This is a genomic window from Aureispira sp. CCB-QB1 (assembly GCF_000724545.1).
Classification (GTDB): domain Bacteria; phylum Bacteroidota; class Bacteroidia; order Chitinophagales; family Saprospiraceae; genus Aureispira.
In genome coordinates this window covers 74,746-95,003 of record NZ_JHBV01000027.1, presented here as the reverse complement: position 1 = coordinate 95,003, position 20,258 = coordinate 74,746, and the positions used below count along the sequence as shown (strand labels likewise).

Annotated in this window: 17 protein-coding genes and 1 pseudogene; 13 read left to right on the top strand and 5 right to left on the bottom strand. The window is 35.4% G+C overall.

The annotated features are described in order from the left end of the window. Window positions 1–131: 131 nt before the first annotated feature. From CG11_RS13295 to CG11_RS13265, 7 genes are all read left to right on the top strand, one after another. Window positions 132–524 carry a hypothetical protein gene (locus tag CG11_RS13295; RefSeq protein ID WP_197043845.1) on the top strand — a complete coding sequence of 131 codons (393 nt, stop codon included), beginning with the start codon at window positions 132–134 and terminating at the stop codon, window positions 522–524. A 3-nt stretch (window positions 525–527) separates the two neighbouring features. Then, entirely contained in the window at window positions 528–1,262 is a 735-nt protein-coding gene (locus CG11_RS13290; RefSeq protein ID WP_052596934.1) for a peptidylprolyl isomerase, read from the top strand. A gap of 118 nt (window positions 1,263–1,380) precedes the next feature. Further along, window positions 1,381–3,648, top strand: coding sequence for a tetratricopeptide repeat protein (locus CG11_RS13285; RefSeq protein WP_052596932.1), 2,268 nt, complete (start codon window positions 1,381–1,383; stop codon window positions 3,646–3,648). Between the two features lie 94 nt (window positions 3,649–3,742). Then, complete coding sequence (locus tag CG11_RS13280; RefSeq protein WP_197043844.1) at window positions 3,743–4,063, top strand: hypothetical protein; 321 nt, start codon at window positions 3,743–3,745, stop codon at window positions 4,061–4,063. Window positions 4,064–4,176: 113 nt separating this feature from the next. Further along, window positions 4,177–6,195 (top strand): tetratricopeptide repeat-containing sensor histidine kinase, encoded by a 2,019-nt coding sequence (locus CG11_RS13275; protein WP_052596930.1) that lies wholly within the window; start codon window positions 4,177–4,179, stop codon window positions 6,193–6,195. Next, window positions 6,188–6,829 (top strand): response regulator transcription factor, encoded by a 642-nt coding sequence (locus CG11_RS13270; protein WP_052596928.1) that lies wholly within the window; start codon window positions 6,188–6,190, stop codon window positions 6,827–6,829. The genes CG11_RS13275 and CG11_RS13270 overlap by 8 nt, the downstream gene beginning before the upstream one ends. 76 nt (window positions 6,830–6,905) lie before the next feature. Continuing rightward, window positions 6,906–7,598, top strand: a complete 693-nt coding sequence (locus tag CG11_RS13265; protein ID WP_052596926.1) for an SDR family oxidoreductase — start codon at window positions 6,906–6,908, stop codon at window positions 7,596–7,598. A 301-nt stretch (window positions 7,599–7,899) separates the two neighbouring features. On the opposite strand, the gene CG11_RS13260 is transcribed toward CG11_RS13265, so the two are convergent. Then, complete coding sequence (locus CG11_RS13260) at window positions 7,900–8,640, bottom strand: GldM family protein (protein WP_052596924.1); 741 nt, start codon at window positions 8,638–8,640, stop codon at window positions 7,900–7,902. A 229-nt stretch (window positions 8,641–8,869) separates the two neighbouring features. Here CG11_RS13260 and CG11_RS13255 point away from each other — a divergent pair, with 229 nt between their 5' ends. The 3 genes and pseudogenes from CG11_RS13255 to CG11_RS31050 all read left to right on the top strand — a co-directional run bounded on the left by CG11_RS13255 (window position 8,870) and on the right by CG11_RS31050 (window position 11,899). Beyond that, entirely contained in the window at window positions 8,870–10,537 is a 1,668-nt protein-coding gene (locus tag CG11_RS13255) for a PDZ domain-containing protein (RefSeq protein WP_052596921.1), read from the top strand. Between the two features lie 403 nt (window positions 10,538–10,940). Next, window positions 10,941–11,600: pseudogene (locus CG11_RS31055) on the top strand (ArnT family glycosyltransferase); the annotation flags it as partial. 236 nt (window positions 11,601–11,836) lie between these two features. Continuing rightward, on the top strand, window positions 11,837–11,899 hold the full coding sequence (locus CG11_RS31050; RefSeq protein ID WP_368667160.1) for a hypothetical protein: 63 nt from the start codon (window positions 11,837–11,839) through the stop codon (window positions 11,897–11,899). A 489-nt stretch (window positions 11,900–12,388) separates the two neighbouring features. On the opposite strand, the gene CG11_RS13245 is transcribed toward CG11_RS31050, so the two are convergent. Both CG11_RS13245 and CG11_RS13240 read right to left on the bottom strand, forming a co-directional pair. Further along, entirely contained in the window at window positions 12,389–13,357 is a 969-nt protein-coding gene (locus tag CG11_RS13245) for a T9SS type A sorting domain-containing protein (RefSeq protein ID WP_231512797.1), read from the bottom strand. Window positions 13,358–13,968: 611 nt separating this feature from the next. Continuing rightward, window positions 13,969–14,379, bottom strand: a complete 411-nt coding sequence (locus CG11_RS13240) for a 6-carboxytetrahydropterin synthase (RefSeq protein ID WP_052596917.1) — start codon at window positions 14,377–14,379, stop codon at window positions 13,969–13,971. 366 nt (window positions 14,380–14,745) lie between these two features. Between CG11_RS13240 and CG11_RS13235 the strand changes: the two genes are divergently transcribed. The 3 genes from CG11_RS13235 to CG11_RS13225 all read left to right on the top strand — a co-directional run bounded on the left by CG11_RS13235 (window position 14,746) and on the right by CG11_RS13225 (window position 17,251). Continuing rightward, window positions 14,746–15,237: a glutathione peroxidase gene (locus CG11_RS13235; protein WP_052596916.1), complete on the top strand. Its 492-nt coding sequence runs from the start codon at window positions 14,746–14,748 to the stop codon at window positions 15,235–15,237. Between the two features lie 124 nt (window positions 15,238–15,361). Beyond that, window positions 15,362–16,519 carry a DNA polymerase III subunit gamma/tau gene (locus CG11_RS13230; RefSeq protein WP_052596915.1) on the top strand — a complete coding sequence of 386 codons (1,158 nt, stop codon included), beginning with the start codon at window positions 15,362–15,364 and terminating at the stop codon, window positions 16,517–16,519. 27 nt (window positions 16,520–16,546) lie between these two features. Further along, window positions 16,547–17,251, top strand: a complete 705-nt coding sequence (locus CG11_RS13225; protein WP_052596914.1) for a leucine-rich repeat domain-containing protein — start codon at window positions 16,547–16,549, stop codon at window positions 17,249–17,251. A 21-nt stretch (window positions 17,252–17,272) separates the two neighbouring features. On the opposite strand, the gene CG11_RS13220 is transcribed toward CG11_RS13225, so the two are convergent. Together CG11_RS13220 and CG11_RS13215 are read right to left on the bottom strand one after the other, a co-directional pair. After that, window positions 17,273–18,643, bottom strand: coding sequence for a tetratricopeptide repeat protein (locus CG11_RS13220; protein ID WP_052596912.1), 1,371 nt, complete (start codon window positions 18,641–18,643; stop codon window positions 17,273–17,275). 150 nt (window positions 18,644–18,793) lie between these two features. After that, the gene (locus CG11_RS13215; RefSeq protein WP_052596910.1) at window positions 18,794–20,140 is read right to left on the bottom strand and encodes an ATP-binding protein; all 1,347 of its coding nucleotides are present in this window, start codon (window positions 20,138–20,140) and stop codon (window positions 18,794–18,796) included. Window positions 20,141–20,258: the final 118 nt, after the last annotated feature.

Sequence of the window (20,258 nt, the reverse complement as noted above, 5' to 3'; positions counted from 1 at the left end):
TCTGATTGTATGCATAAAAAACTCCTCTCATAGACATATCTTTGTGATTATTTTCGTTATTGATAATAATTCAGAGACAGATTCTCTTCAATCAATAAACCTTGATAACGAATGAATTTAAATAACATACTATGGCAAAATTTGACGGTATAGATATTATCGAAGACGAACTTTATGATGACAGTCAAGAAGGAGATGCAATATGGCTCAACACAAGATTTGAGATCAAAACCATGTTAGGATTAAACAAACTACCTGACTTACAAGGCATTTTATTTGCAATTGGTTTGCAAGAGCTTGGGCAAATTCGAGACGAATTCACTAAAGAAGAGAGACAGGACTTGATGCATATTGCTGTCTGCCGATTGTTGAGTTATGATGGTTATTACGAACTAGAAGGCTATGACGAAGATGGTTGGCCTCATTGGAAACAAATGGCGATTCCACCTGCTGGACGTGCTCAACAAGAAGTTTTGTTAAGAAGAAAAATTGCCGAATATATCGAACACGTAAAGAACAGTTAATCCATGCACAAACAAGTTTATTTATTGCTATTAATCGGTCTTTTGATAAGTGCCTGTGGTTCTCCTACTGCTGACTCCACAGAAGAAGAAGATACTATTGCCACACTTCCTAGACCCAAAGTCTCCATTACAACACAATATGGGGAGATGATTATTGAATTATTTAATGAAACCCCCAAACACCGAGATAATTTCTTAAAACTAGCTCGAGAAGGTTTTTACGATGGGCTACTGTTTCATCGAGTACAACCCAATTTTATGATTCAAGGAGGGGACCCCGACTCTAGAGATTCTGTCCCACCAGAACAGTATCTTGGCATGGGGAACGCTGAGCATCGTATCCCTGCTGAAATATCGACCAAATTTATCATGCGCCAAGGTGCTTTGTGTGGTTTTCATAAAGGCATTGGGCACCACCCCGATAAGTCTTCTAATGGCTCCCAGTTTATGATTATTCATGGGCAACCTCTTAAACAATATCAAGTAAAGGAGTTATCATTAAAAACAAAAGTCGATTACACGCCCGAACAAATCGAGCTTTACGAGATGTATGGTGGTACACCGCAATACGATAATATGTATACGATATTTGGACAAGTGATAAAAGGTATGCCTGTCTTAGAAAAAATCGTATCTGCCAAAACCTATCGCTCTATTGAACCAACTTGGCCTGATCGTCCAGTAGAAGATATTCGCATGGTTGTAAAAGTCATTGATGCTCCTTCAACAGCATCGTAAAGAACTTTCATTTTACCATTTATTTAAGAACTCAAAAGAAATAAAGCTCTTCTAGCTGTACTTATTTCTTTTGAATTCTTAATTTTAGTACTTCGTGCCACTTTACCAAAAGCAAGTTATGAGTAAGAAAAAAAAATCACCATCTAAAAAAGCTACGCCTTCTACTTCTAAAGCTAGCACTCAAAAAGACAAAAATTCTAACTCCTCCCAAGAATTACAAGTAAAAAATTCTTTTTGGGTCAATCATAAAATGCATTTGATTCTTGTCTTCTTTCTAAGTGCAGCTTTGTATGCCAACACGCTAGGGCATCAGTATGCTGTTGATGATAGCATTGTTATTCTCCGCAACGAATTTACCAAAAAGGGATTTAAGGGAATGCATGGTATTTGGACTGAAGATACATTTACAGGTTTTTTTGGGAGCAAGCGAAACTTAGTTGCAGGTGGTCGTTATCGTCCTCTTTCTCTAGCAACTTTTGCTATTGAATTGCAACTGTTCGGTGAGGTGGTAACAAGCTCAGACGGGCAACCTGCTTTGGACAAAGATGGAGATAAAAACTATCGGGGCAAACCGTGGATTAGTCATTTTGTCAATATGCTGTTGTATGCTTGGCTTTGTGTAGTTATTTACTTGATGTTGTTGCAAATGTTTAATCCTAAAAGGACTCAAAATAATTTAAAAGGTTATTTTATAGCCTTAGCAGGTGCCTTACTTTATGCGACACACCCAATTCATACTGAAGCAGTGGCCAACATCAAAGGTCGAGATGAAATTATGGTTTTGTTAGGCTCTGTATTGGCTGTCTATTGGGTCTTAAAAGCTGCTGTAGCAGAACAAAACAAAGCACTTTTCTATGAAGTTGGTGCTATTTTGGCTTTCATTTTTGCGATTTTTTCAAAAGAAAATGCGGTTACCTTCCTAGCTATTATTCCTGCTGCGCTTTACTTCTTTACCAAGAAAGAACTTCCAGAAATCTTAATAAAAACAGTTCCTTATATTGTTATTGTTGGTATTTTTTGGTTTGGAATCCGAGGTCCAATTTTAGGAGATGCCGCCTCTGTTGTGAGTACGAACAACGCCCCTGCAACCGAATTAATGAATGATCCGTTCCTAAAAATTGAAAACAACCGCTACGTTTCTTATACTAACGAAGAGCGTTTGGCAACAGTATTGTACACTTGGGGCAAGTACGTCAAACTACTCATTTATCCAGATCCACTGACAAATGATTATTACCCAAAGCATATTCGTACCAATATGGATGTTATTCCGACCTTTTCAATGCCTGAGGTCTTACTTTCTGTATTGCTGCATTTTATTTTAGGTATTTTATTAATCTTGGGTACCCTCAAACGAAAAGCATATGCGTTCTTTATTCTATTTTATTTGGCAACTTTCTCAGTTGTTTCAAATTTAATTTTTCCGATTGGAACCAATATGGCCGAACGCTTCATGTTCCTACCTTCAGTTGGCTTTAGTACGCTCTGTGCCATGGGATTATACGAACTAGTTCAACGAGCTTCAGACCGAGGTAAAAGTTGGGTGGATGCCTTGAGAATTCCAACAGCTGTATTAGGAGTTCTAGTCGTTCTATATTCTATCAAAACATGTACTCGAAACCTTGCTTGGTATGATGACTATACATTATTTACCACAGATATTGTACACTCTCCTCATAGTGCAAAATTAAACAATGCCGTTTCGGGTGTGCTACAAGATAAAGCCAATCGCTCCAATAACTCTATAGAGCGTAAAATGCTGATTGAAAAAGCATTGGGACATTCAATTACAGCGACACAACTGCACCCTACCTATAACAATGCTTGGTTGTTGCGTGGTAATGCTAATGTGATGTTAGGTGGCGTAAAAAAACAAGAAGGTGCCAATAATACCAATCCTCAAGCCAAACGAAGTCTTTTTGAAGAAGCATTGAAGTACTATGATGCGGGTATACAGGCTTATAACGAAGTACTTCGCTTGCGCCCAGACCACCCAGATGTTCACCGCAACTTAGGCGTTGTTTATAGAGATCGTGGTAATTTATTGGGGCAACATTTAGGGCAAATAGATGCTTCGATTGCTTCGATTGAAAAGTCTTTGACTTATTCAAATAAAGACTTTGAAAGCTTCCGTTTGTTGGGGATTGCTTATGGTATAAAGGGCATGCAATTGCAACAAGCAGGTCGCCTCCAAGAAGCAACCAATTCTCACTATACAGCCATCAAAAACCTAGAGAAAGCGTTAGAGATAACACCCAATGCAGTTCCTATTCTTTACAATTTAGAAATTGCTTATCGCCAATTAAATCAACCAGAGAAAGTAGAGGAATATCACCAACGATGGAAGAAAATTGACCCAGAATACGATCCAACTAAGCAGCAATAAAGTAAATTTTTTTCCTTTGAATTAAACCTTTGATAAGTACTGAAGTCTTAATGTTATCAACAAAATTCTCCAAACATTAAAAATTGTAACGATCATGAAGATTCAAAATTTGTTATTCGTACTGATTGCTTTATTTGGATTAGGCTTCAACGCTAATGCTCAAACAACCCAAAAGGAAGTTGTTACCAAACAGGTAAAACAAAATGCCAGAATTAATGACGGTGTTCGCTCTGGAGAATTAACTCCTGCCGAAGCAAAAAAATTAAAACAGCAACAGCGTGATATTAATCGAACTAAAAGAGCAGCTAAAGCAGATGGTGTTGTGACTAGAAAAGAAAAAGCGGTTATTAAACACAAACAAAATCGTGCTAGTGCTAATATTGCTCGCAAAAAAAATAATGAACAAACTAGGTAAACTTATCTTAAGTTCTAATCATAAAAGGTCAACTTCTAACATGAGGTTGACCTTTTTTTTATAAAAATTTCTATATTTTGTATCTTATTCCTTCTTTTCTTAATTGATTCAAAATGAAAACTTTTGCTCCCATTAAAACAGTCCTTTATTGTTTTTTTTTAACAACATTGTTTTTCTCCACAACTGCTGCACAAAACAATTCAACGTTTAAGATTCCTCAATATATATTAGACACGCCAAGTGATTCTTTAAAAATAGAGTTATTGGACGCTATCTGTGCTGAATTGGGGCGTTTTCATCCAGAAGAAGTTTTATTTTATAGAAAATTTATTTGCAAACTAGCTAAAAAAAATAATTTCGACCACACGCTTTTTGTTTTTTCAACTAAAGTCGTTGATGCTTTCATTTACCTTCGACAACCTGATAGTGCTGTTGTCTATGGCTTAAAAACTCTAGAATGGGCTAAAACAAAACAAGAAGAACTAAAAGAAGAAATATTTGCTTGGCTTTATAATGATATGGGGTTTGCTTATAATCAGTTAAAAGACTACCCCACTGCTCTGACATATTATTTTAAAGCTCTAAAAATTAAAGAACAACTCAACTCGCCTTCTATTCATTCTACTTATAATAACATAGGAATTGTTTATATGAAGTTTGAGAAGCACGATAAAGCACTAGAGTATTACAAAAAATCTTTAGCCTTAAAACGAAAAATTAATAATCAATCAGGAATTAGTAAGAGTTTATCTAATATAGGACTCGTTTATAGGCAAATAAAGAACTACCAACAAGCAAGGCAGTATTATCAACAAGCCTTGGAGCTTAATTTAAAACTAAAAGATTCTGTGGGCATTATCAATAACTATGTTTCTATCGGGCAACTAGCGTATTGGCAGGATGACTATGAGCGTTCTATAGCGTATTATAACAAAGCACTTGAATTGAGGATGATACAAGGTAACCCTCAATTAATTGGCGAAATTTTACTTGACATTGCAGAAATGCACTTAAAAGCTCATCAATTTCCTGAAGCACTACAACACATTCAACGAGCGGAGCGAATCATTCGAGAACATCAACTTGATATCAACACCTTTCGAGTTTATCAGATTTATGCTGACTATTACAACCTAATGAATAACAGCGAAAAGGCCTCTTTTTATTATCTACAATACAAAGCCATCGCCGATAGTATCGAACAAGAGAAAAATGCTAATTTCATTGCTGAGCTGGAAACAAAGTACGAATCAGAGAAAAAAGAGCAAGAAATCAAATTGCTCAAGCAACAAAATATTATTTCTAGCTTAGAGTTAGAGCGCATCCAAACTCAACGAAAGTGGATTTTTAGTGTCCTTTTTTTACTGGTCATAATTATTAGTGTTCTTATTTCATTGTATCGGTATCGTTCTAAAACCAATAAAGAACTAGAAATACTCAATTCTACTAAAGATAAATTATTTACCATTATTGGACACGATCTCAAAAATCCTTTAATCGGTTTTCGCTCTATCACTCAATCTCTATCGAGCAACTTAGAGTCTATGGATAAAAGCTCTATTTTATATTTTATTCAAAAATTAGAAAAATCATCCAATGAGTTGTATTTGCTCATCCAAAACTTATTGCAATGGGCTATTAATCAAAGCGGGAAATTAAGTAATACCCCACAGCATTTTGCTTTAGAGCAGCTGGTTGCAGATGTCTTTAATTTATTTAAGATCAATGCAGATCGAGAACAAATTGCGTTAATTAACGCAGTCCCTCCCAATAGTATCGTGTATGCCGATTTAAAAATAACCCAAACTATTCTTAGAAATTTAATTGATAACGCGATCAAATTTACTTCCAAAGGTGGCAAAGTATATGTACAAGCCAAAACCATTGGTAACACAATTGAAGTTTTGGTCAAAGACACTGGCAAAGGTATGTCTGAAATAGAGCAAAGTAATTTATTCCAACAGACTGTACCAACAGTTGAGCATCATATCCCTCAAAAAGGAACAGGAATTGGGCTGCTTCTTTGCAAAGAATTAGCCGAACGTCTTAGTAGCACTATCAAAGTGAATAGCACTCTAGGCAAAGGCACCATTTTTAGTTTTTCATTACAACAATCACCTCAAAATGCGTAAAATATCTATTTTCATTGTTGACGATCACGAGATTTTAAGAGATGGAATTCGTGCATTATTATTAGGAACAAATATTCAGGTTCTAGCAGACTTTTCAGGATCTTTGGAACTTTTTGAACGCCTCAAAACACAACAACCCGACTTAATTTTGTTAGATATTATCATGCCTAATAGGAACGGTCTTGAAGTCTTAGAACAACTAAGAAAAGAATATGCTGATATTCCTGTTTTAATGTTTTCTGCCGAAACAGAAGAACAACGCATTCAACAAGCAGTACAGAAAGGGGCTATGGGCTTTTTACCTAAGGATTGTACCAAAGAAGAATTGGTAGAAGCAATTGAAACCGTTGTCAAAAATCAAAATTACTTTGGTTCTTCTATTTTATCAACCATTTTTAAGGGTTATGTCGCCAATACTCAACAAAATCAACACTCAAAACTATCCGAACGAGAGGTTTCTATCATTCAGTTGCTTTGTGAAGGACTCGGATACAAACAAATTGGAGAACAATTGTTTATTTCTCCTAGAACAGTAGAAAGTCACAAACAAACCATTTTTAAAAAATTGGATATTAGCAACAATGCTCAATTGGTCAAGTATGCCATTAAACATGGTATGACTAGTTTAGATTAAGTGTTGCTATTTTTGTTGCTGTTGTAATAATTTATATATTGGCTGCAATATATCATTCACTAAATAAACGAATATAATGAATGCAATTATAACAGGAGCTACTAAAGGAATTGGTCGTGCTGTAGCCGAATTATTTGCTCAAAATGGCTTTAATGTTGCTATTTGTTCTCGCACACAAACCGACGTTGATGCGTTAAAAAAACACTTAGAAGACACCTACTCTATTGAGGTTATTGGTCAAGTTGTTGATATGTCTAAAAAAGATGCTGTCAAAAACTTTGCTGCTGCTATTGTTAAACAATGGGCTAGCATTGATATTTTGGTGAACAATGCAGGCGTATTTATTCCTTGTGAGTTAGCGCAATCTGAAAATGAATCTGCGTTCGAAATGATGATGGATTTAAACCTATATAGCACTTATTACATGACTCAAAGCATACTTCCTAGTATGATTACGCAAAAAAAAGGGCATATTTTTAACATGTGTTCTATTGCTAGTATCATGCCTTATGGTGCCTATGCTGTTTCTAAACATGCTATGTTGGGTTTTTCTAAAGTTTTGAGAGAAGAAGTAAAAGATAAAGGCATTCGAGTTACGGCTGTCATGCCAGGAGCTACCTATACAGCATCTTGGGAAGGAACAGATTTACCTGAGGAACGTTTTATGAAAGCAGAAGACGTTGCACAAACACTACTCGACATTTATAATCTGAGTGATCGAACAGTTGTAGAAGAAATTTTATTGCGTCCTCAATTGGGGGATATTTAGGGATAGTTACTAAAAAAAAGAAACCTAACTCGGTGGGAGCCAAGTTAGGTTTAAAACATACTATCTAATCTATAAAAACACACATCTTAATTCAAGGTTGAAACTTCATGGTTATTGAAGTTGAATATAGTTTGGAAAAACATTGTTGTTATTCTTAACTACACTTCTTAATGCAGCCCTAATTAAAAGTGTGAACATTATGTGATTTTTTTTTTATTTTTTTTATAAAAAATCTTCAAAACGCCTCTTTTTCAAAAAAAAGCCCCCTAGAGGACTCTACATATTGCCCTCAAAAACAATTCTATTTTAGCAGATAGACTATATTTTTAACAGGGTATGGCGAACAGGTTGATTTTATATTTTCAAAAATAAAAATATCTCCTTGTTGAGCATTTGAAATCATTGCTTGCGTTGTTTCATCAAACATTCCTCGTTTATTTTGATTGGCATGGACAGCCCTCTTACCCTCTTTATTGATGTGAATCAATGTATAACTTTCCGCATCGCAACGAGCAGGTACCCTCTCATCGTGTTTTAACATGAGTACGTCTTGTTGCTTAAACTCCTCTACCGTAAATTCTACTCGTTTGGTATCTACTGGCTTTCGATATTTACCGACATAAGCATCGGGAGCAGGTATCTCTACAACATCAAAAATTTCAGAAACAACAATTCCCTTAGAAGTATCTTTGGCAACGACCTCTACAGCGATTCCTGGTATTTTTTCGGTATAACTGTACAAACCTTTGGTCAAATCAGCAGGTATTAACTCTCCTCCACTTACAGATACATCTAAATGAGCAGTATTCCCTCCTTCAGCATAAACCTTGACGGTACTCGGCATCCCTACATAAAAGATCTTTTTTCTAGTTCCACCTTCAATATATACAGGAGGGTGAGAAATTACTTGAGGAGGGATAGTGTCCGTAGTTGTTACTGTTGTTATTTCTTTGTCGTCGTTCTTTTGTACTTTTTTTGTTGTTCCACAACTTGTACCGAGAAAAAGCCCGCCACAGACAAGTAATAAAATTTCTATTTTCATTTGCACTACCTTATTTTATTTTGTTTTTAATACTTAACGCCTTATTAACCTTTCCTTAAGAAGAATAACGCCATTCGTTCCTTAAATTTACAAGAGATTGACAAACCACCACTTATAACTCCATTCCTTCTGTACTTGGATGGTTTAAACCTTTTATCATTTTAACAAAAGTGGTCAAACCAATTACCGCTAATAATTCTGTTCAACCACTTGTAAAAATTATACTAATATGAAAACTTTTTTTAATCGAAAAGCTTGGATTTATGGATTGAGTTTAACTATGATCACCTCTAGCTCTTCCAACTCTATTTTTGCACAAGATAGCAATACTAGTACAGACCACAAAGTTACAACCATTGAGAAAAATTTGAATAAAAATGTTCGAGTTTTTGTAAATAATGCTCCTTCTGAAAGTTATGAAGGGCAGATTGCTTACCACTGGGAACCTTCCCAAGAAGAAGAAATAGAAGTAATAGATAACAAGCCGAAGTTAGGTGTTTTGCTAAAAGGAAACGAATCGGGAGTTGTGGTATTAAAAACATTCCCCAATACTACTGCCGCAGAAATTGGGCTACAAGAAAATGATAAAATTATAAGTATTGATGGAAAAAAGACCGCTAACATTGCGAATCTACATGAGATAATTCAAGGTCATCAAGTTGGGGATGCTATTGTAGTCCAATACGAACGAGATGGAGCAACGCATACAGCTGCTTCTATTCTTCGCTCTACTTCCCAAAATCATTATCTAAATCACCGTCAAAATTACAATTATACCTACTCTTGGAGTTCTAATTCTGATGGGTACTTAAAAGAAAATGCTTGCGAAAAGTTAGAAAAACTATACGGCAAACCGTTCTTGGGAGTTTACCTTAGTAGCCCTCATACAGATGGAGGCGATGGTGCTAGATTGTCTTCTATTATCAAAGGAACGGGTGCTGAAGCTGCAGTATTAAAAGCAGAAGATAAAATTACTAAAATGGATCAAACTCCTATTCAGAGCAGCAAAGAAGCCATTCAGTTTATTCAAAGTAAAAAACCTGGTGACCAAATTCAAATTCAAGTTGTCAGAGACAACAAAACCATGCTAATTGAAGCAACACTCGGCTCTTGGGCAAATAACCCTAGAACTGCTGCTAAAATCACTAAATTAGAAGAATATTGCGCAGAAAATCAACAAGAAGAACAAGAAATGCAAGAAAGTGCTTGCGAAAGATTAGCTGAAATGTATAACAAGCCTTTTTTGGGAGTCTATCTTAATCATGCTTCCAATGAAGACGGTAGTGGTGCTCGGCTGTCTTCTATCATCAAAGGAACAGGTGCCGCTGCTGCGGTATTAAAAGCAGAGGATAAAATTACTAAAATGGATCAAACTCCTATTAGCAGTACTAAAGAAGCTATTCAATTTATTCAAAGTAAAAAACCTGGTGACCAAATTCAAATTCAAGTTGTCAGAAACAACAAAACCATGCTGATTGAGGCAACACTCGGCTCTTGGGCAAATAACCCTAGAACTGCTGCTAAAATTACGAAACTAGAAGAATACTGCGAAACCAATACTTTTATTCAAGAAGAAACACCAATAGAAGCACCCAAAGAAGATTTGCCTCAAAATATGAAAGACTTGGTTCTTCCAACTTTTGAAACCAAAGCTGTTATGGAGGTGTTCCCTAACCCAACTGCCGATATTGTTAACATTCGATTTGAAGGAGAAAAAGCCCCATTAACAATTCAGGTGCTTGGCTTAGACGGTCGAACCATGTTTAGTAAAAACATTCAAAATTTTGAAGGAAATTACAATGATCAAATTGACTTATCTAAATATCCTTCTGGTACTTATCTCATCAACTTGATGCATGGAGAACAACAAATTACCAAACAAGTTATTGTAGAATAAGTAGTTGTATTGAGATTCTCTTGGCAACAAGTTCTCCTTAAATCATAGATGCCGAAAAAGCTTCGTTTTTTCGGCATTTTTATTGATTCCTTTTCTAGCAATTTCCGTTCTACTAAAGAGAACAAAAAGAAAGATAAAACGTTGAGGTAATTACTTTGTTTCAGCCCTTTCTTGTTAATCTACCATTCATACTACGTAATTTTAGTACGTATTAAGTTTGGTAAAAAAAATTGAGTACCTTAGATTTTAATATTTAGCTGCACTACTACTATGTGGTTATGGATTAGTTCGCTAGGCTCATGACCTTGGGCTTTTGTGCTACTAGCACAAGCCTACTCGGCAAGCTTCGTTTTTTTCTTTTATCAACAACCAATTGTCCGCTAAAAATAGGATAAAACTTATTATGTTGAACAAACGTCTCCAATCTTTAAGCATTATGAAATTGTCTAACTTAGTGATGATTTTTGCTTGGTGGGTAGTTCCTTTATGGATGTATGGCGTATTTGACGATGGGATGTTTTATTCTGCTATTTCCCGCAACCTTGTATTTGATGCTCAAGCAACAATTTGGGATTTAAAAGTTTCCAATACATTAGATAATAGTTTTAATGGTCACCCTCCTATGGCTTTCTGGATTCAAAGCTTGTTCTTTTGGGTACTCGGAGACGTCTATTGGCTAGAGCGTACGTTTTCTCTGCTCATGGCTTGTTTGACCATTTTTCTGATACACCAATGTTGGCAATTATTTTACAAATCGGGCAGTAGTTTAGCTATTTTTTTTTGGACGTGTATTCCTATCATTGGATGGAGTTACGGTAACAATATGCTTGAAAATACTTTAACTTTATTCACGACTACAGCCATTTGGATTCATCTGAAAAATATATCGACTGATAAACATTGGATTGGTTCTGTTTTCCTTTCCAGTTTATTGATATTTGGAGGCACTTTAGTCAAAGGTCCTGTTGCCTTGTATCCCTTGGCTACCTATATTATTTATGCCTTGCTGTATCAACGAAATTTACTAGGCAAAGCAATCTTAGCTACTACTGCTACAGGGGTTTTTATGGCTCTTTATTATTGGTTGCTTTTTATAACCAGCCCTAGAGCGCTAACGTTCTTCGAAGTCTATTTAGAACTTCAGTTAAAAGGGTCTTTATCGGGCATGGATAGCTTAGCAGAACACCGTTTTTTTCTCCTTCAAGCAATTATAGAAGAATCCCTTATTGTTGTTAGTTTATTAGTTGGTATGCACTTACTCACTAAGATTTTCGCCATTCCTGTTCAAGAAAAAATCAATTGGCGGTTGTTTTTTTTATGGTTTCTTATTGCTTGTTCGGCTTCTTTGCCTATGCTCATTAGCCCTAAACAACTACGTTTTTATATTGTGCCTTCTATGCTTTTTTACTGTCTGAGTATGGCAACTTTTATTTTTCCTACCTTTAAAGCTTTGATGCACTATTTTGTGAAATTTGAATCCCTCAATAAGTTGTTAAAAATAGGCCTTATGCTAGGGTTAGTACTGTGTGTTGGTCTAAGTATCAGAAATATGGGAAAATATGCTCGAAGTTATGATGTCTTGCCCGATAGTATGGCAATTGGTCAGGTAATCCCACCTAATACAATTGTACATATTCCTCCTTCTTTATACAAAATTTGGAATTTGCATGCTTATATGTATCGCTATTTTTATATTGATTTATCCACTGTATTTACCCATCAAGATTACCTAATTCTTCCCAAAAGAAAAATATTAAATACAACAGAATACGAAGAAATTGATTTAAATCTAACGTCATTTAGACTATACAAACGAGTGGTTCAATAAGCTCATTTCAGCCCTACACCACACTAGGCACGAATAGAAGAGATGTGCACAATTTTTTTACTAACCCGATTGGTTCCATTGGTAACGGTCACATAATAGACTCCTGAAGGTAAACCAGGCATATTAAAATAATACTTTTTAGATTGAGTAGCATGGGTTGGTATTTCATAAATCAATTTACCCGTGCTATCGTACAACTGCATTTGTACATCTTGCTCTTCTGATAAATCAACATCAATTGTTATTTTCTCTTTTAAAGGATTTGGATAAATACCTATTGCATCTTCAAAATTCCGTTTTCGCTCAAAATCTCCATCAACTTCAATGACCAGAGATTGGACACAAACCATCTGCATATTCGCTCGGCTACTAGTACTTCCTGTAAAACCAAAATAGACACTTTGAGTACCACCAAAAATCTCATTGATCAAGTCTTTTTTGTACGTGATTCGAACTTCTCCGTCAAAATAAATGCAAAGTTCTTGTTTGGATGGAAACCACGTAATCTGAACATCATGGTATTCACAATCTCGCACATCTTTGCCGTATTCTTTTGCTCGAATAGGTGCAGTCAATGGTTTTCCTAAATTACCATCTTTCACCAACGCTAAGTGAGGTTGGTACAAATCTTTGTGGTTTCTATTAAAGCGGGTATCAATTTCCAAAGCCAAAGAAGGAGCGATCCCTTCACAGTTGCTTGATTTTCCGAACCCCATTACCGAACCATTGCATCCTAGCGCATCATAGCTGTTAGAATCCGTATGCATAACAAAAGCGATCCCTTCTCCAGCATATTTCGAACAGCCCAAATTAATGGCAAAACGCAAATTAATGGCATTCGTTAAATCAATAGGAAATTCGCACCAAAGGCTACCAACGTCATTAGATGATTCGTGAGATGTTAAACGATAACAATTCTCCGACATGACTATGGTAGAACCATTTAGTGTAAACGAAGGTTGTGCTATAAGTATCGTAATCTGACTGGACAAAATAAGACATATTGTTATCAGATACTTGGACTTAGTTTTCATTTACAGAAAAGTATACTAATTATTTTTGCAAGATGTATTTTCTTCATTAATACTTCGTAGATCTTTTAGCTTTCACAAGACACCTTACCCAAAAGATGATTATCAAAACTTTAAAAATCAAAATAATAAAACCAAATTTTATTAATAATCAACTGCGCAGCACACACCTAGTCAACTAACGCGCTTTGCTTAGTTTACTACGCTGCTACTGCGTGTTTTCTACGAAGCGATATCTTCATTAGATCGCTAAATATTGCTTATGGCACCACAGGAACGCTCTATTTTTTGTTCGTGAATGCACATTGTATAAGCATTGAGTGAGTTTTGTTTGTTTTGTTGACAGCAAAACAACCCTAAACTCAATTCTATTGCGCTTTGTTTGGCATTGATTTGTGTAAAATCTTGCTATCGAGTTTGTATGGATTGATTACATTAATTATTTTCCATTTAACAACAAATGATAACAAATCATAGTTTTTGCACAAAACAAGTTTTGGTCCATAGTCCTTTGACTACAGGATAGAGGGGCACATTTAACAAATATAATCTTTTTTCAACAGTTTCAATACCTATTTACCTTCATACTCCACATAATTCCGTGGCGTTTCGTACAAACGAACCATCAAATCGTATTTTTCATCCAGTTCGTTTCTTAAAATTTGCCAAATTACAAACGCAATATTTTCTGCAGTAGGGTTTAAATTTTTGAATTCTTCTACTTGTAAATTTAGGTTTTTATGATCCAGTTTGTCCTCTACATGCTCCTTAATTATATCCGACAACAGCTTCAAGTCGATCAAATACCCCGTTTCAGGATCTACTTCTCCACTTACTTTGACCTCTAATTCATAATTATGCCCATGGTAATAACTATTATTACACAATCCAAAAATAGCTTCATTCTTTTCTTCTGACCAATTAGGATTGTGCAACCGATGAGCGGCATTAAAATGTGCTTTTCGAAATACTGAAATATACATATCTTTTCAAAAAAAATTTATTTTGGTTCTTTATTAATTCGTAAACTATTCGTTTTTAGCCACTTCCTATTCTAAAATCTTAAACATTACCAAAACGAGTAGCATCCTAACCATCAATCAAAACCATATTTAACTAATAATCCATACAAAACAAGATTGTTTTTCATTTCCTTTGACAAAAAAAACAAAAAATTCATGAACTATTAATAACTAAAACGCTAGAAATATGTTGTTAAATAAGTAAATATATTATCAACAAGAACGCAAGTAATATCCAAATTAACTAATAATTGACGGACTATTAAACTTACAAACTACCGAGTAGTCGTGTCGCTAACTATTACTTAATAATATCTAAATAAAATTATGAACACACCTCAAAGCATCCATAAATTGACCCTTAAAGGTTTAAAAGGCAATGAAATTAACTTTTCTGACTATGCTGGAAAAAAAATCTTGCTCGTAAATGTAGCTTCAGAATGTGGTTTGACACCACAATATGCACAATTAGAAGAAATGTATCGAGAGTTTTCTGATAAATTTGTCATTGTTGGTTGTCCTGCCAACAACTTTGGTGGACAAGAACCAGGCTCTAATGAAGACATTGAAAAATTTTGTAGATTTACTTATCATATTAGTTTTCCAATGACAACAAAAATTTCTGTAAAGGGAGACGATAAGCATTATTTGTACTCCTTTGTAACAGAAAAAGCACAAAACGGTGTTCAAGATTCTGAAGTAAGCTGGAATTTTCAAAAATATGTTTTTGATGAACAAGGTTTTTTGACCCATGTTTTCGATCCTCAAACAGAACCTGCTTCTGATGAGGTACTATCGGCTTTAGGTGTTTCGGCATAAGCTAGTTTGAATGTCTCCTCAAAATTTATTTCTTTTCAATCCAAATAAATTTGGTACTTTGATAAATTGTGTGGAAGTTTAAAGTACCAAAACATAATTTATCAAAGTTGACCAATCAATTAGTATGCTATTTAAGGAAGTATTTGGGCATGAAAAAATAAAGCAGCACCTTGTCGAGAGTTATCGTGCAGAACGAACAGCACACGCTCAAATTTTCTTAGGTAAAGAAGGAAATGGAGCACTGGCATTAGCTTTAGCTTATGCTCAGTTTTTGCTGTGTGAACAACCCGCCGACCAAGATGCATGTGGCACTTGTGGTGCTTGCCGCAAAACCAATAAATACGTCCACCCTGATTTACACTTTTCTTATCCAACCGTTGGTTCAAAGGCAATTAGTACCAATTTTATAAAAGAATGGCGTGCTGCTATCACCGAAAATCCTTATCTCAATGCCAATCAATGGCTTGAATACTTAGGAGCAGAAAATAAACAAGGAAACATTACCAAAGATGAATGTGTTTCTATCGTCCAACGCCTAAGTTACAAAGCACTAGAAGGGCGCTTCAAAATTATGATTTTATGGCTTCCTGAATACTTAGGTAAAGAAGGAAATCGCTTGCTAAAACTCATCGAAGAGCCTCGTCCCAATACTGTATTTTTATTGATTTCTGAAGAAGAAGGTAAAATATTGAATACCATTTTATCTCGTTGTCAACTAGTGAATATTCCTCGATTAGAAGACGAGCAAATTGCCAAAGCGCTGGAACAAAACAAAAATTTAAGTGCTCAAAAAGCACAGACAATCGCATATTTGGTTGAAGGCAACTACAACAAAGCTTGCGCTTTGGTAGAAGATATGGATGATAACAATGCAACCCTATTTGTCGATTGGCTACGGGTTTGTTACCAAGGCAAACCACAAGAGATGGTACAATGGGTGGAAGGTATTGTGAGTGGCAAACATCCTCAAAAAGACTTTTTCACTAAAATGGGGCGCAAGGATCAGGTCGTTTTTTTGCAATATGCACTTTACTTTCTAAAAGAATTCTTGAGCTTACAACTAGGAGGTGGTCAATTAAAAGTACGCCTTCAAAAGGCAGAACTGACAACCGCTCAAAATATGCTAAAAGTAATTGGAGTGGATCAACTTCAAGAACTGATTACGCTTTTTGATGAAACAGCGTTCCATATAGAACGCAATGGCAATCCTAGAATTTTATTCCTAGATGTTTCTATCAAAATTCATCATATATTGAGACGTCCTAAGTTGGTTGTGCAGTAATCTGATGATAAATTGCTTTATTCAAATATGGAAGATAAAATTGAAAAACTCTTATTCTCTCCTAATATTAACAATGTAGAATTAGCGTTAATTCTAGCCAAGAATGAAGGCATGCCAATAGAACAACTTCCCACTGTTCAATGGATTCTACGCCACGTCTTTAAGCTCGAAGCACTTCCGACCAATTTTGAAATTGATGCCAAAGTTATCACAGCATTTACTACTAAAAAAACAATAGAATTAGCTGGAAAATTAGGATGTATACCTGAAAATGTATACCTACTAAAACATCTAATTAAGTTATCCCTTGATTTTGAAAACCAAGAAGGACATTTATCCAATGCATTATCTAAGCTTGAGAATTTGACTATTCTACAAATTAAAAACTATACCTCTACACTACCATCTAATTTATGGGCTTTAAAGAAATTAAAATCCTTAGAAATTACGCATTGTCCTGATTTATCTGAAAAGAGTTCAATATGGGAAATGAATTGGCTCGAAAGATTAGAGTTGGAAAACTGTAACCTACATAAAATTCCGCCATCCATTCAACAATTTGAACATTTAGATTATTTTTCTATTCAAGAAAATCCTATCAAAAAGCTACCCAATGAGCTACTAAATCTTCCCAAATTAAAGTTTATATCCTGCTATCAATGCCAAAACTTGACTATTCCTTCCTACCAAATGGAAAGTTTTAATAAGGCTGGCATAATCCTATTAAAATAGTCACTTAAACATCACCCCTCATCAATCCCCAGATAAAAAACCTCTTTTAGCAATTTTTAGCAATTTAGGAATTTCTTTTTGTTTGTATTCAGGAGCCAGTTCTACCGATTTACTAAAGTCTGCTGTCGCCTTGTCGTATATTTTCAAATTCAGATAGTAAGTACCACGATTATAATAGAATTCTGCAATTTGATTATTCAATTCTATTGCTCGGTTAAAATCTTCCAAGGCATTATTGGTCACTCCTTTATCCATCCAAATCAAGCCACGATTACTATACCCAAAAGCATTTAAAGAATCCATTTGAAGCGATAAATTGACATCTTCCAAGGCACCATCATAATCTTTCAAAAGACGCCTAGCATTTCCCCTATTGTTATAGGCATAGCTTGAAAAAGGTGTTTTTAAATCTGCGGCGGTTGTAAAATCTACCACTGCATCTTCATAAGCTTTCAAATCAATATTGGCATAACCTCTTCGGATATGCGTTGCAGCATCTTTGGGGTTAATTGCTATTGCTTTATCATAATCCTTAATGGCCTCTTTCGCCTTGCCCATATTGGCATAAGTATAGCCTCTCGAAATATACCCCATATTAGCTGTTGGGTTAATTTCTATTACTTTAGAAAAATCTTTAATCGCATTTTTATAATCTTTTTGCATCCGATAAGTCAAGCCCCTTTGATAATAAGCTTTTGCAAAATCGGGCTTCAACTGAATTGCTTTGGTTAGGTCTAACAAACCAGCTTCTATGGCATCCGTCCCTACTCGAATGGTACCACGATGGTAGTAAGCCGCTGCATCCTTAGAATTTAAGGAAATTGCCTTTTCCAAATCAACCAAGGCAGCATCAAACTCTCCCAACAATCGTTTCGAAAAGCCCAACAAAGTATAAATATCACGATACTGTTCGCTAGTAGTCGTTCGAAGTTCCTTTAGTTCCAACACTTTCTCAAAATCCTTGATCGCTTCTTGATTGCGGTTAACCTCTTGGTATGTCAATCCTCTATTGTAATAAGCATCTAAATGTTTAGGACTTAACTCCAGTACGGTACTATAATCCATAATGGCATTTTCAAAATAATCCATCGCTCGATAGCACTTGGCTCGATTATAATAAGCATCCATATCTTCGGGACTTAGTTCTACTACCTTATCAAAAACTTCTTTTGATGCTTCATGTTTATTTTGTTCAAACAAAGCCCGCCCCTTATTTGTCAACGCAAATACGTATAGAGAATCTATTTCCAAAGCTGCATTATAGCTATCGACTGCTTCAGCATATTTTTTTTCTTTAAAGAATACATTCCCTTTTTGATAATACGCTTTGGCGGTTTGCCCAAAAACATTATTAACAACAATCATTGCAAAGAATAAAGTAAGGTATTTCATATTGTAAGTTTTTATCTAAGAGCTCAATATATTTTCTCTAAAAATCAAAAATGAGACCGTTTTAGTTTTGTTGCCTTTTATTCGGACAAAAACCCAATTATTCGGACATTATTCAGACAAAGCACTTTTTATTCGGACAATTATGACCAATTATAGCTTAGAATCCTTGACCTTATTATCTCCAAGAAAAGTATAAAAAGCGCCTTTCGTAGTACCATGTTTTACTAACAACTGATGTACTTCTACCAATTCATTAATATCTCTTCTGGCAGTTCGGTCTGTTATCGTATTAATCTCTTGATAGATACTATTGGTAATTTGCCCATGCTCTTTTACGTATTCGAGTCCTTTCAGCTGCCGCTCACTCAAATCAAGGCTATCCAAGTAATCCTCCGTGTATTTATTTTTATACAGGGTAATGGCAATGCCTCCACCCAATAGTTCAATCTTAGGTTCTGGCAATGCCCACTTTTGACACTCCTCAATTACCTTAGGGATTCCTCTTCCCCAAGCCTCAATCAAACCTCCCTTAAAACACACTTCTGCCAAGATAGGATTTTTGGGCAAAGAAGGATGTTTCTCTTTTAGATTCTCTATTGTCAAGCCCGACGGCAAGCTACCTTCGTTCCAGACCATCATTTTATCCTTGTACAAACTAATCTGAATAGGGGCTTGAATGTAAGTTCGATGTACCAAGGCATTTAATAAAATTTCTCGTATTGCCAAAGGAGGATACTCTGGGCGTTCCTGTCGTTGCAATCCCTTATAAGAAATCGTAGCCGTAATATATTTGGCATCCAAAATCGCCATTACCTTATCTGCCAATTCTATGATGTTGCCCTCTACGGTTTCTTGTGATAATAATTCCGAATCGGAAGTGCCAAACTTTCCAATTTTGATATACGCTGTAGGGTAAAAATCTCTCGGGTCATCGCCAAATAACAAAATAGCAGCTCTTTTTAAACGTCCTTTTTTTTGTAAGCGAAGGTTCTTTAAGACCTCTTCCATCGTATCCGAACCAATAGAAGGAAGTCGTTGACTAGAAATAGCTCCTTGCTTAAACAATTGGATCGTCTCTTCAGACAAATCATCCAAAGTAGCCTGAGGCTCTAAAATCGCATCCCAAGTTTTTCCAGACTTACGCATCAAAAAATCATTCAAAGCTGTTCCTTGTAAAATTTGTTTGGTACTCCCTGAACGATAATAATATTTTCCTTGATAAGAAATTGGAACATCATAAGCATCGACAACAATTTCGATATAATATTTATCCTGCTCCAAAAGTAAGTTAACATCACACAAAATCCCTAGATTACTAAGAATCTTGCCAGGTAGGCTTTCCATCCGATGTCGATACTTACGCAACCCCACCACTTTGCCATCGTCGTCAATTCCCAAATAGATACGCCCTCCTTGTGCATTGGCAAAACCACAAATCCATTTTAGATATTCATCTTTCCACAAAAGTTTCCATTCTGTATTTTGGTTTTCTCTCATTGGCAATTGGTATTAGAATAATTATTTTCAAGCTTCTAAAATTCAAGCAAATATTTTATTGTTTTGTTACAAAATACCATTTTTCTAATAAAAATACTATCCCAAACAAAAAAGGCTG

Bases quoted from the DNA above. Each gene is read 5' to 3' on its own strand.
- CG11_RS13295 (WP_197043845.1), top strand. From the start codon at position 132: ATGGCAAAATTTGACGGTATAGATATTATCGAAGACGAACTTTATGAT.
- CG11_RS13290 (WP_052596934.1), top strand. From the start codon at position 528: ATGCACAAACAAGTTTATTTATTGCTATTAATCGGTCTTTTGATAAGT.
- CG11_RS13285 (WP_052596932.1), top strand. From the start codon at position 1,381: ATGAGTAAGAAAAAAAAATCACCATCTAAAAAAGCTACGCCTTCTACT.
- CG11_RS13280 (WP_197043844.1), top strand. From the start codon at position 3,743: ATGAAGATTCAAAATTTGTTATTCGTACTGATTGCTTTATTTGGATTA.
- CG11_RS13275 (WP_052596930.1), top strand. From the start codon at position 4,177: ATGAAAACTTTTGCTCCCATTAAAACAGTCCTTTATTGTTTTTTTTTA.
- CG11_RS13270 (WP_052596928.1), top strand. From the start codon at position 6,188: ATGCGTAAAATATCTATTTTCATTGTTGACGATCACGAGATTTTAAGA.
- CG11_RS13265 (WP_052596926.1), top strand. From the start codon at position 6,906: ATGAATGCAATTATAACAGGAGCTACTAAAGGAATTGGTCGTGCTGTA.
- CG11_RS13260 (WP_052596924.1), bottom strand. From the start codon at position 8,640: ATGAAAATAGAAATTTTATTACTTGTCTGTGGCGGGCTTTTTCTCGGT.
- CG11_RS13255 (WP_052596921.1), top strand. From the start codon at position 8,870: ATGAAAACTTTTTTTAATCGAAAAGCTTGGATTTATGGATTGAGTTTA.
- CG11_RS13240 (WP_052596917.1), bottom strand. From the start codon at position 14,379: ATGTATATTTCAGTATTTCGAAAAGCACATTTTAATGCCGCTCATCGG.
- CG11_RS13235 (WP_052596916.1), top strand. From the start codon at position 14,746: ATGAACACACCTCAAAGCATCCATAAATTGACCCTTAAAGGTTTAAAA.
- CG11_RS13230 (WP_052596915.1), top strand. From the start codon at position 15,362: ATGCTATTTAAGGAAGTATTTGGGCATGAAAAAATAAAGCAGCACCTT.
- CG11_RS13225 (WP_052596914.1), top strand. From the start codon at position 16,547: ATGGAAGATAAAATTGAAAAACTCTTATTCTCTCCTAATATTAACAAT.
- CG11_RS13220 (WP_052596912.1), bottom strand. From the start codon at position 18,643: ATGAAATACCTTACTTTATTCTTTGCAATGATTGTTGTTAATAATGTT.
- CG11_RS13215 (WP_052596910.1), bottom strand. From the start codon at position 20,140: ATGAGAGAAAACCAAAATACAGAATGGAAACTTTTGTGGAAAGATGAA.